We start from the raw sequence: 9,364 nt of genomic DNA, 5'->3' as shown, positions 1-9,364 counted from the left end.
TCAGGGAGAGCTGTTCCCTGTGAGCAGGTCAGGGGGCAGGCCGCCGAAGGTCAAAGACAGGTTTTCGGGTGTGAACACTTCCGATGTTTCGCCGTAGGCCAGCACGGTTTTGTTGATGAGCACCACGAGATCACAGAAATCACGTACGTGGGTGAGGTCGTGCGTGGAGATCAGAATCGTGCATCCCTCTCGTCGGAACTGCAGAAACAGGTCAGCCATCAATTTCTCGGTGCGCACGTCCACGCCGTTGAACGGTTCGTCGAGAAGCAGCACATCAGCGCGTTGAGCGATGGCGCGGGCCAGGAAGGCACGTTTGCGCTGACCACCGGAGAGGGTGCCGATCGGTCGACGGCTGAGGTCCAGCAGGTCAACCCGTTCGAGAGCATCACGAACCGCCACCCGATCGGAACTGCGGGGGATCCGCAGAGCATTCATCGATCCGTAGCGCCCCATCATCACCACATCCCACACCGACACCGGGAACTGGCAGTCCACCTCTTCGCTCTGGGGCACGTAGGCCACGGACTGCTGCCGCTGGGCCTCAGCGATGCTGCAGCCATTGATCCGGATCCGTCCTCGCGATGGGCGGATGAATCCCGTCAAAGCCTTGAATAGCGTGGACTTGCCGGCACCATTCATGCCCACAAGCCCGCAGATGCATCCAGAGGGAAGCTTCAGCGAGGCGTCGTACAGCGCCACCGTGCCGTTGTAATCCACACAGAGCTGCTCAGCAGCGATGCGCATCGTCATGGCGTTGGATCGGCGGAAGTCCCCAGCCCTTCTCGGATGAGTTTCACATTGTGGCGCTGCAGATCGAGAAGGGTGGAGGCAGGACCGTTGCGATCCGACAAGGAATCCACGTAAAAATTGCCACCGAAACGGCTGCCAGCAGCACGTGCCACCTCCCGTTGGGCTCGATCACTGACCGTGGTCTCACAGAACACAGCCGGAACCTGGTCTCGCTTAACTCGTTCAATCAGCCGGGCCATGCGACGCGGCGTGATCTGACTTTCAGCATTGACTGGCCAGAGATAGGCCTCATCCAGTCCGTAGTCGCGTGCCAGATAACTCAAGGCCCCCTCACAGGTCACCAGCAGGCGCTGTTGCTTCGGAAGTGATTGCAAAGCCTTGCGCAGTTCGCGATCCAGCTGCCTGAGTTTGAGCTTGTACGCCTTTCCATTCGCCCGGTAGGTCGGCGCACCCTCTGGATCAAGCGAGGAAAAGGCCTTAACGAGTTGGTCCACATAGTGCTCGGTGCGCTGCGGCGACATCCAGGCATGAGGATTGGGCCGGCCGGCATAGGCATCGTCCTGAATCAAGAGAGGCTGAATCCCTTCCGTGAGCGTGACCGTGGGGACATCTCCGGCCGCAGCCGTGAAGCGCCGCGCCCAGAGCTCCAGGCCCAGCCCGTTCTCCACAATCAGATCCGCGCGGGACGCCCGTTCAATGTCACTGGGCGTGAATTCATAGCCATGAATTTCTGCACCGGGCTTGGTGATGGATTCCACGTTCAAGCGTTCACCAGCCACGTTTCTGGCCAGATCAGCCAGCACGGTGAAGGTGGCGAGAACCCGGGGGCGCTGATCCGAGTCGTTGAGAGATCGTTCCGCCTCACGAGGCGATGAACAGGCCGCCAGCAGACAACAACCGATCAATCCGGGGACGATGGTGCATCGGATCAGGACGCTGCGCAGATCGCAATTCGGCAAACGCTTCTTTGAAAGCGTCTTGAGTCTAAAAGCGATCAACTCACGCACGAATCCAGGCATCCGCGGATGCCCGATCATCGAAATGACGCAACTCGCCTGGCATCAGCAGACCGACCACTGAACTCAGCAACGCCAGCCAGCGCGCTTCTGTAATCAGCGCCAAACGCTGCACATGGCGCCCATGGCGGAGGCCGAGGCGTAGATCATCCACAGCAGCCTGCGGTTCCCATCCCACCAGTTCACGGGCATCGAAAACGAGCCGCAACCGATCACCAGTTTGTTCGGCGATGGCGGCCTCGAGCTGCGGGATGAAATCCACATAATCCTGATGACTGAGGCGGCCCCGGGCAAACACGGTGATCACGGATCCATGAGCCACATCAACCGATTCCAAGGTGAAGCCATGGGAGGAGGTCACTGTCATCTCATTCACTGCAACTGAAATCGTTGTAACCCCTCTCGCTTCTCGCAGAACACTGCAAAGGGTGAGGATCTCCACCCACCCAATCAATCATTGAAGTCGTTGTCGTGCTTGTTCATCGCTTCAATCACCAGATCATGAATCAGAAGCTGTGTTTCCATTCCGCTGTGATGCACAACCAAGCGCTGGATCACGTAGTAAATGATCAACATCAGCGGAAGCATCAGCACACAGATGATCTCAAACATGACGCGATTCTTCTGACTGATATTTTTCAGCTAAGAAGTCAGAGAATCGGGTGATTGATGCGATGGCCAACCATCGTGATCGCCACCATCAACAGCACAACGGCGATCGATCCCACCCAGTCGACGTGAGCGATCGCCTGCAGAACAAGATGTGAAATGTTGCTCGACATCTGCAATCGCCCGAACCCCGCGAGCCCATTCAACCGCCACCCGCAGAACCGGCACAAGGGCGAGGATCCGGCACTTCACATCTCTTGACCCGAGCGCGTCAAACGTGGACGAACCAGCAACCGTCCCGCGGCAACTGGCACTGTGACAGTTCAGGCGTAAGAGTGACCTTGTGTGAGGAACGGCAGCACCAAAGAGTCGAAACAAGGTCAGACGTCTTTGCGTTACCGGCCCTGAACCCCTGCCTTTCGGCGGGGTTTTTTTATGACACCAGGGCAGTTCACGAAAAAGGCGTGACCCACACCACATATGGAGCACAGAACGAGACAAGCATCCGAGAGAGGGACTCATCGATTGATTCGCCCTCTGTCAACCCTAGATCTGGGGCTTGCGCAAATCCTCACACCAGGCCTATTGATGAATGCGTGAATGGCACTGGAGAAACTTCTCTCTAGCGTTCATCCAACGGCCGGGTGATGGGGCCTTATGACACCGGCGAAGAATCCTCCGACATTGTTTCGGAGGATTTTTTATGCCGTCTGCAGCGCTCCGAGCAGTACTTCACGTCGTCCCACACATCCTTCCACTTGCGTCGCCACTGGAAAGGACGCCCGCAAACAGGACAGATCTTGCTGGGGCGATCGCGAGGGCGGGTCATCGGTTGATGCAAGAACGCTGGATGGTGATCAATAGCAGTGCAGGCGCACCAGCTCCACCACGCGCCGAGGATCTCGTTCCAACTGATAGGCCTCGTCCTCGGCCGCGGCCACGCTGGGGGGCTGATCTGAAAGAAGCAGGGCATACGCGTCCGTCTGCAATCCCCCCCCAGCACAATCCTGGGCAAGGTGCACCATTTCATGAGCCAGGGTTTCCACAGCCCGGGCCTCGGTGTTCACCAGAGCGGTGGATAAACAGAACACATTGGAACCGGTGAAATACTCCCCGGCCTTCTTGACGCCGTCACAGAAGGGGCGTTCGATCAGCATTGCGCCTGAAGCCGCCGCAACCGACAGGAGCAGGGAATACAAACCAGCCATCGCGTGACGATCCCTTGCCAATCGGCTTAAGATATGCACACGTTGAGCCACCAGGCTGCAGTCCGCTCCGCACCAGGCAACGGGGGTGTGGACACTGTGGAGTTCAGCTATGAACACCCTTCAATTGACCAAATCTCGTCAGATCAAGGCTGAGGCCCTCAAAAAGGCCCAACAGGCGATGGCGAAAGACCAGCGTGACGCTGAATCACTGGATGCCAATCAGCCCGAAAAGGCTGAGCGCAAAACCACTGAGCTGCGTTATCGCGGGTATCGCTACAGCATCTGACGCTCTTTCGCACCCCATGGCTATCACTGGTGAATAAGCGCCGGTGATCGCCATGGTCATTCACCCCGGACGGCCCCTAAGCACCGAGCTTCGGCGTTGTCTGGCGGAGAGCGGATTGTCTTGCTTGATGACCGTGGCCCGATTGGGGGGCGAGCCATCGGAACGTGCCATTGCTGGGATCTGCGCCATCCGCGACCACCTTCTGCAGGTGGACTGTGATCTGCAACAACGCCCAAGCCTCACACCCGCGGCCATGGCGCAAGCCGTCAGTGCCTGTGATCCCGATCCTGAATGGAAAGAACGCATTCTGAGGGGAATGACGCTCGTCGCCATGTTCGACGGCAACCCTGACCCCCAGACCCTCTCACTGCTGGATGCTGCTGCCGAGGCGTTCGGGATCGATGCCCGACCAGTGAACAGCTACAGGAACGTGATGCTGGATCGCCAGTCGATCGTTCGCTTCGACATCGCCCGGCGCGGCTTTTTGCGGCAGGCGATTGAAGCCACGGTTCGTGATGGTGGTCTTCCAGCGTTTGTGTCGACCCTCAAGGTGCTCAGCGGCCACGAGGACCGCGCCATGGTGGAGCGCTTCCAGAGCCTGCGCGGCTACCCACCCGGCAGCTTCGGCAAGGCCTATGCCGACTTCATCGAGCGCAATGACTTCGCATTTCCCGGAGCCTTGGGAGGACCACCACCACCGGTGTTTCGCCATGACTGCTGCCACGTGCTCGGAGGCTATGGAACAACGGCCGCCGAGGAAGGCGGCGTGGTGGGCTTCCAGGCCGGTTTCGAGCGCCTGGATCCCTTCGATGTGATCATGTTCGTGATGGCTGAGTTCGAACTCGGTATCGGCGTCTCTCCTTTCATCCCTGGAGAGTGGAAACAACTGGATCCCGACAGGGTCTTCGCAGGCCTTGAGCATGGCAGTCATGTGAACACCGACCTGATTCGTGACATTGATCCATGGGATCACTTCAGCGACCCGCTCGAGGTGGTGAGGGATCGCTTCGCGATTCCTGCGAGGGGTCGAAGCGCTGAATACCCCAAGTCCACGTCGGTCAACCATTGAATGGCCACCATCCGCCTCCTGGAACTGCTGATTCTGCTCAGCTTGCTGAGTGGATTTCTCGGGCTGCTGCTTCGCCGCAACCTCTACTTGAAGGTGCTGGCCATGGATGTGATGGGCGGATCGGTGGTGTCGCTCTTTGTGCTGGTGGCGGCCCGCACCGGTCTGCGCAGCCCGATTCTCTCCAACGGCGAGACCGATCAGGCTCTGGCCGCTGTGGCAGACCCGATTCCCCAGGCCGTGATCCTCACGGCGATCGTGATCGGACTCTCCACCCAAGCCCTGCTGCTGGTGGTGATCAGCCGCCTCTCCATCCGTGATCCTCTCCTGGATGTGCGCACGTTTGACAGGGACGACGCGTGTTGATGACCCCTGAGACGATCCTGATATCCCTGCTCACCCCGGCTGTGGTGGTGGGCTGGCTACTGGCGCCTTATCTGCTGGCCTTTTTCGGTGCTTTAGTGCCGGCGCTGGGGGAATTGCCCCTGATGCTCTGCTGTCTGGCCACGGTGCTGATGGCCCTGCCGTCTCTGCTGCTGGGCGAAAGCATCAGCCTCAACCTGATCGGCAGCAACGGCATCAGCTTGAGCATCGATGGCACGGCTGCCTGGTTTCTTCTGCTCAATGGCGTTGTGCTGGGGGCCACCCGTTTGGCCAGCCGCAAGCTTGAAGGAGCCGCTGGCCCCCTGGTGCCTACTGTGATGCTCGGGGGACTGAACACCTGCTTCGTGGTGACAGACCTGATCAGTCTGTATGTCGCTCTGGAAGTGGTGGGCATCGCGGCCTTCCTGCTGCAACTGCGTCGGGAGGCGCCGCGTTCGTTCTGGATCGCACTCCGGTATCTGCTGGTCGCGAGCACGGCCATGACCCTCTACCTGATTGGCACCGGACTGGTGTATGTGCGCACAGGCAGCTTCAGCATGGAGGCCTTGGCAGGCCTGGAACTTGGCAGCGCCCAGGTGCTGATTCTTCTCGGACTCTTCAGCAAGGGTGGATTGTTCCTGCCAGGGCTCTGGCTGCCTCGCAGTCATGCGGCGGCCAGGCCGGAGGTGGCCGCGCTCCACTCAGGGGTCGTGGTCACCGCTGGGGTTCTGCCTCTGCTGCGGCTGATGCAGATCGACTCGGGGCTGGCACCACTCATTCGCTGGATCGGCATCGCCAGCGCAGTGCTCGGCCTCTTGCGCGCGCTCACCGAAACCGACCTGCGTCGACTTCTGGCCTGGAGCACGTTGTCCCAGATGGGGCTTGTGGCCCTCTCTCCAGTGGCTGGAGGACTGATGGCCTTCGCCCACGGTCTCGGTAAAGCCCTGCTGTTTCTGATGAGTGGAGGCGTGGACTCCACCGACCTCAACACCTGGCGTCAGCGTCCACTCCCGGCCAGGTTGCAGGTTCCCCTTTGGATCGGATCCCTCTCGATCGCAGGCTTCCCCTGGTTGATCGGCTCCACCGCCAAATCGGAGCTTGAGTCTGCGTTGCCGCCGTTCTGGGCCGCCGCCGTGCTTCTGGCTTCGGTCGGCAGTGTGGCGGTGTACGCCAGGCTCTGGGGTGCTCCGTGGTGTGCCCCCGGCGAAAGCGCCAGCAGTGAGGGCACAGTCAAGGCACCTGCAGGGGGCAGCATCAGTCTGCTCGTGGTGGTGTTGATCAGTGCATCGGCTCTGATTAGCCTCGCCGTTGCCCCCACCCACGACGGCCAAAAGCTCGCCGTGACCGGACTGGTGTTCGCCCTCGGTCTGCTGCTGGATCGGGGTCTGCAGCGGTGGCGACCTGCACTGGAACGACGCTGGCCTGAACTGGAATCACTCCAGGATCTGATCGGCAGCCTGGCTGTGGTTGGAGCCGGAATGCTGCTGAGCCTGCATGTCTTGGAGGGATGGGGATGACCGTGGTTCTGAGCCTGGGATTCCGATTACTGCTGTGGGTGCTGCTCACAGGTGAAACAAACAGAACCAACCTGCTGTTCGGCTTGCTGGTGGCAATCCTGTTGCCGCGAGCGCACCACCACGGCGAACGTGTCGCGCCGCTGCTCAAGGCGTTCGGGCAAAGTTTGGTCGCCATTCCCCAGGCCTATGGCGAAGCTATGGCGCTGATCCTTGCCGGTGGAAACGAACAGTGTGATGAGACAGAGCATCGTGCCAGCGGTACTGCCACACCGCTGGTGGTGTTTCTGGAACTGCTGGCGATCACCCTCACACCCTTCACCCTGGTGCTCGACCTGGTGCGCGTTGAGGATGCGGTGGAGGGATCACACCATCGCTACAGGATCCATCGCTTACGCCCTGCCCAACGCCGGGGGCAGGCGCCGGCTGGCGGGAGGGCACCGCAATGACCTTGCTTCTCTGGGGGATGGTGGTCGCCCTGTTGATCCCGATCGGCCTGCTTTGCCGCAACGGCAGTGTGTGGGATCGACTGGCGGCGTTCGGAAGCATCGGCACGAAAGTGGCGATGCTGGCCCTGGTGGTGGCAGTGATGCGCGGGGATCGGATGATTGCCCTGGTGGGGGCACTGATGCTCAGCGCCGGTGACGCCGGAATGCTTTTGCTGGCCAGGCTTCTGGAGGAGAGAGAATGATGAATGTCGTGCTCTTGAGGGAGGCTGCAAGCCTGCTGTTTCTGATGGCGGGACTGTTTTTCTGGTTCTGGGGCAGCTGGCCTCTGCTGGAGGTGCGTCCCCTGCTCGACCGCCTGCACAAACTCACGGTTTCCGACTCCCTCGGATCGCTGCTGATGCTGTTGGGTCTTCTGATTCGACGTCCCGACTGGTGGCCGCTCTACGGCCTGGCCATGCTGGGATTGATGCTCTGGAACACGATCTTCGGCTACGTGGTGGCCCGTGGGGTTCACCAGAGCCGACCGCAGAGGGCCAAAGCGCGGGAGCTGGGTGATGCTTCCTGATTTCGATCTCTCCCTGTTGAGCCTTCAAGGCTCCCTTGGGCTGCTGCTGCCGATCACCGCTCTGCTGCCCCTGGTGTCGGTGCTGATGGTCTGCCAAGACAATCCCTACCAGGCCCTGATGCTGCGGGGCGTCTTCGGATCAGTGGCCACGCTGCTCTACGTGCTGCTGGGTGCCCCGGATGTGGCTCTCACCGAAGCAATGGTGGGAACCCTGCTATCCACCACCCTTTACGTGATCGCCCTGCGCTCGTCGATGACCCTGCGCCTCGAGGATCGGCGTCACGCTGCGGTGGATGGTGCCACAGAGGGAACCATTGAGCGATCGGTCGACGCTGAAGCCCAGATTCTGAGCCACTGGATCCAGCCCTTGCACCTGCGGCTCAGGTTGGTGCGCCAGGGTTCAGCACCCCACGGATGGCTGGAGGATCAAGGTCGTCTCACGATCGTTCAGCCATCCCTGAAGCAACGTCTCCAGAACAGCCCGGGCTACGAGCATTGGCGCAAGAGCGGCGGGGTGCTGATCCCATCAGAGGAGCCGACACCATGATCTGGCTCTATGTGCTCGCAGCCATCGCGCTCTTCGCAGCACCGCTGACAGGACCGTTGCCTCAGGTGGGTGGCATGGGTGAACTGATCAGCGGGCTGGCGGCCGAAGGAGACGTGCCCAATCTGGTGTCGGGGGTGATCCTGCACATCCGCTTGTTCGACACTGTCGGCGAAGTGGTGGTGTTCACCTTGGCGTCCATTGGTGTGCGCATGCTGCTGATTGACGAACCCCTACGCACGCGGATCCGGAGCCTGAGCGACATTCCCTCGCGGGTGGTGTGCGAACAGGTGGCGACGCTGGCAGCCCTAGTGGCGGTGGAGCTGGCGCTGCGAGGCCACCTGAGCCCGGGCGGTGGATTCGCCGCAGGCGTTGCCGGCGGCACCGCCATCGGCCTGGTGCTGATCAGCGGCGGGAGTGAACGCAGTCGTCGGCTCCACGAACGCTGGCATGCCGATCTTTGGGAAAAAGCGGCGGTGATGGGGTTCGTGGTTTTGTCCTTCCTGGCCCTCGAAGGACTGTCCCCAGGGGCCGGTGAGTTTGGAAGTCTGCTGAGTGGAGGCTGGATCCCGCTGCTGAATCTGCTGGTGGCCCTGAAGGTGACCCTGGGCTCCTGGGCGATGATCCAGCGCTTCGTGCAACACCGAGGCCTGCTTTGAGCGCATTAACAGATTGCGAGTGCGCATGTGCTGACAGGCGAGCACAAGCGTGTGATCTGCAACAAATCGTTTGATTCAAGCCCGTAACTTGCGTTCATTCGTAATTGGAGATCTCGATGAACGGCAGCATTCAGCTCAGCACGGAACAACGGTTTCAGATCGAACAGTTCAACCGGGCCCTCGATACCACCCAGGATCCTGATCAACTCCGGCAGCTTGCCAAGCAATTGATGCAGGCCTGGCAGACCCAGAAAGCTGCCACCAGCTGGATCATGCGCCAGGGCCCACCCCCGTTTCTCCGCGGTGGGCAGTGCTGAGGAGTCCGCTTGTTCCGT

Annotated in this window: 17 protein-coding genes; 10 read left to right on the top strand and 7 right to left on the bottom strand. The window is 60.6% G+C overall.

Annotated elements, in window-relative coordinates:
* The 7 genes from SynMEDNS5_RS04805 to SynMEDNS5_RS04780 form a co-directional block, all read right to left on the bottom strand.
* The gene (locus SynMEDNS5_RS04805) at positions 1 to 744 is read right to left on the bottom strand and encodes a metal ABC transporter ATP-binding protein (RefSeq protein ID WP_186585850.1); all 744 of its coding nucleotides are present in this window, start codon (positions 742 to 744) and stop codon (positions 1 to 3) included.
* A gap of 2 nt (positions 745 to 746) precedes the next feature.
* On the bottom strand, positions 747 to 1,769 hold the full coding sequence (locus SynMEDNS5_RS04800) for a metal ABC transporter substrate-binding protein (protein WP_255440321.1): 1,023 nt from the start codon (positions 1,767 to 1,769) through the stop codon (positions 747 to 749).
* A complete protein-coding gene (locus SynMEDNS5_RS04795; protein WP_186585146.1) occupies positions 1,750 to 2,133 on the bottom strand; it encodes an STAS/SEC14 domain-containing protein in 384 nt (127 codons plus the stop codon). Before SynMEDNS5_RS04795 ends, SynMEDNS5_RS04800 begins: the two co-directional genes overlap by 20 nt.
* 83 nt (positions 2,134 to 2,216) lie before the next feature.
* Positions 2,217 to 2,378 carry a hypothetical protein gene (locus SynMEDNS5_RS04790; protein WP_186585144.1) on the bottom strand — a complete coding sequence of 54 codons (162 nt, stop codon included), beginning with the start codon at positions 2,376 to 2,378 and terminating at the stop codon, positions 2,217 to 2,219.
* A gap of 38 nt (positions 2,379 to 2,416) precedes the next feature.
* Positions 2,417 to 2,548 carry a hypothetical protein gene (locus SynMEDNS5_RS13075; RefSeq protein WP_255440319.1) on the bottom strand — a complete coding sequence of 44 codons (132 nt, stop codon included), beginning with the start codon at positions 2,546 to 2,548 and terminating at the stop codon, positions 2,417 to 2,419.
* A 482-nt stretch (positions 2,549 to 3,030) separates the two neighbouring features.
* Positions 3,031 to 3,204: a DUF2256 domain-containing protein gene (locus SynMEDNS5_RS04785; protein WP_186585142.1), complete on the bottom strand. Its 174-nt coding sequence runs from the start codon at positions 3,202 to 3,204 to the stop codon at positions 3,031 to 3,033.
* A 28-nt stretch (positions 3,205 to 3,232) separates the two neighbouring features.
* Entirely contained in the window at positions 3,233 to 3,583 is a 351-nt protein-coding gene (locus tag SynMEDNS5_RS04780; RefSeq protein WP_186585140.1) for a hypothetical protein, read from the bottom strand.
* A gap of 109 nt (positions 3,584 to 3,692) precedes the next feature.
* On the opposite strand from SynMEDNS5_RS04780, the gene SynMEDNS5_RS04775 reads away from it, so the two are divergent.
* From SynMEDNS5_RS04775 to SynMEDNS5_RS04730, 10 genes are all read left to right on the top strand, one after another.
* Complete coding sequence (locus tag SynMEDNS5_RS04775) at positions 3,693 to 3,869, top strand: hypothetical protein (RefSeq protein ID WP_186585138.1); 177 nt, start codon at positions 3,693 to 3,695, stop codon at positions 3,867 to 3,869.
* 52 nt (positions 3,870 to 3,921) lie between these two features.
* On the top strand, positions 3,922 to 4,938 hold the full coding sequence (locus SynMEDNS5_RS04770; protein ID WP_186585136.1) for a TerB family tellurite resistance protein: 1,017 nt from the start codon (positions 3,922 to 3,924) through the stop codon (positions 4,936 to 4,938).
* On the top strand, positions 4,939 to 5,301 hold the full coding sequence (locus tag SynMEDNS5_RS04765) for a cation:proton antiporter subunit C (RefSeq protein WP_186585134.1): 363 nt from the start codon (positions 4,939 to 4,941) through the stop codon (positions 5,299 to 5,301).
* Positions 5,301 to 6,815 (top strand): proton-conducting transporter membrane subunit, encoded by a 1,515-nt coding sequence (locus tag SynMEDNS5_RS04760; protein WP_186585132.1) that lies wholly within the window; start codon positions 5,301 to 5,303, stop codon positions 6,813 to 6,815. Before SynMEDNS5_RS04765 ends, SynMEDNS5_RS04760 begins: the two co-directional genes overlap by 1 nt.
* Complete coding sequence (locus SynMEDNS5_RS04755) at positions 6,812 to 7,261, top strand: Na+/H+ antiporter subunit E (RefSeq protein WP_186585130.1); 450 nt, start codon at positions 6,812 to 6,814, stop codon at positions 7,259 to 7,261. The genes SynMEDNS5_RS04760 and SynMEDNS5_RS04755 overlap by 4 nt, the downstream gene beginning before the upstream one ends.
* Positions 7,258 to 7,503 (top strand): hypothetical protein, encoded by a 246-nt coding sequence (locus tag SynMEDNS5_RS04750; RefSeq protein ID WP_186585119.1) that lies wholly within the window; start codon positions 7,258 to 7,260, stop codon positions 7,501 to 7,503. Before SynMEDNS5_RS04755 ends, SynMEDNS5_RS04750 begins: the two co-directional genes overlap by 4 nt.
* Positions 7,503 to 7,826, top strand: coding sequence for a monovalent cation/H(+) antiporter subunit G (locus SynMEDNS5_RS04745; protein WP_186585117.1), 324 nt, complete (start codon positions 7,503 to 7,505; stop codon positions 7,824 to 7,826). Before SynMEDNS5_RS04750 ends, SynMEDNS5_RS04745 begins: the two co-directional genes overlap by 1 nt.
* On the top strand, positions 7,816 to 8,373 hold the full coding sequence (locus SynMEDNS5_RS04740; protein ID WP_186585115.1) for a hydrogenase subunit MbhD domain-containing protein: 558 nt from the start codon (positions 7,816 to 7,818) through the stop codon (positions 8,371 to 8,373). The genes SynMEDNS5_RS04745 and SynMEDNS5_RS04740 overlap by 11 nt, the downstream gene beginning before the upstream one ends.
* Positions 8,370 to 9,029, top strand: a complete 660-nt coding sequence (locus SynMEDNS5_RS04735; RefSeq protein WP_186585113.1) for a Na(+)/H(+) antiporter subunit B — start codon at positions 8,370 to 8,372, stop codon at positions 9,027 to 9,029. Before SynMEDNS5_RS04740 ends, SynMEDNS5_RS04735 begins: the two co-directional genes overlap by 4 nt.
* 116 nt (positions 9,030 to 9,145) lie before the next feature.
* A complete protein-coding gene (locus tag SynMEDNS5_RS04730; RefSeq protein ID WP_186585848.1) occupies positions 9,146 to 9,346 on the top strand; it encodes a hypothetical protein in 201 nt (66 codons plus the stop codon).
* Positions 9,347 to 9,364 lie beyond the last annotated feature (18 nt).

Source organism: Synechococcus sp. MEDNS5, assembly GCF_014279875.1.
GTDB lineage: Bacteria > Cyanobacteriota > Cyanobacteriia > PCC-6307 > Cyanobiaceae > Synechococcus_C.
This window is presented reverse-complemented; position numbering and strand designations above follow the sequence as displayed.

Coding starts and splice junctions, on each gene's coding strand:
- SynMEDNS5_RS04805 (WP_186585850.1), bottom strand. CDS start 744: ATGCGCATCGCTGCTGAGCAGCTCTGTGTGGATTACAACGGCACGGTG.
- SynMEDNS5_RS04800 (WP_255440321.1), bottom strand. CDS start 1,769: ATGCCTGGATTCGTGCGTGAGTTGATCGCTTTTAGACTCAAGACGCTT.
- SynMEDNS5_RS04795 (WP_186585146.1), bottom strand. CDS start 2,133: ATGACAGTGACCTCCTCCCATGGCTTCACCTTGGAATCGGTTGATGTG.
- SynMEDNS5_RS04790 (WP_186585144.1), bottom strand. CDS start 2,378: ATGTTTGAGATCATCTGTGTGCTGATGCTTCCGCTGATGTTGATCATT.
- SynMEDNS5_RS13075 (WP_255440319.1), bottom strand. CDS start 2,548: ATGTCGAGCAACATTTCACATCTTGTTCTGCAGGCGATCGCTCACGTC.
- SynMEDNS5_RS04785 (WP_186585142.1), bottom strand. CDS start 3,204: ATGACCCGCCCTCGCGATCGCCCCAGCAAGATCTGTCCTGTTTGCGGG.
- SynMEDNS5_RS04780 (WP_186585140.1), bottom strand. CDS start 3,583: ATGGCTGGTTTGTATTCCCTGCTCCTGTCGGTTGCGGCGGCTTCAGGC.
- SynMEDNS5_RS04775 (WP_186585138.1), top strand. CDS start 3,693: ATGAACACCCTTCAATTGACCAAATCTCGTCAGATCAAGGCTGAGGCC.
- SynMEDNS5_RS04770 (WP_186585136.1), top strand. CDS start 3,922: ATGGTCATTCACCCCGGACGGCCCCTAAGCACCGAGCTTCGGCGTTGT.
- SynMEDNS5_RS04765 (WP_186585134.1), top strand. CDS start 4,939: ATGGCCACCATCCGCCTCCTGGAACTGCTGATTCTGCTCAGCTTGCTG.
- SynMEDNS5_RS04760 (WP_186585132.1), top strand. CDS start 5,301: ATGACCCCTGAGACGATCCTGATATCCCTGCTCACCCCGGCTGTGGTG.
- SynMEDNS5_RS04755 (WP_186585130.1), top strand. CDS start 6,812: ATGACCGTGGTTCTGAGCCTGGGATTCCGATTACTGCTGTGGGTGCTG.
- SynMEDNS5_RS04750 (WP_186585119.1), top strand. CDS start 7,258: ATGACCTTGCTTCTCTGGGGGATGGTGGTCGCCCTGTTGATCCCGATC.
- SynMEDNS5_RS04745 (WP_186585117.1), top strand. CDS start 7,503: ATGAATGTCGTGCTCTTGAGGGAGGCTGCAAGCCTGCTGTTTCTGATG.
- SynMEDNS5_RS04740 (WP_186585115.1), top strand. CDS start 7,816: ATGCTTCCTGATTTCGATCTCTCCCTGTTGAGCCTTCAAGGCTCCCTT.
- SynMEDNS5_RS04735 (WP_186585113.1), top strand. CDS start 8,370: ATGATCTGGCTCTATGTGCTCGCAGCCATCGCGCTCTTCGCAGCACCG.
- SynMEDNS5_RS04730 (WP_186585848.1), top strand. CDS start 9,146: ATGAACGGCAGCATTCAGCTCAGCACGGAACAACGGTTTCAGATCGAA.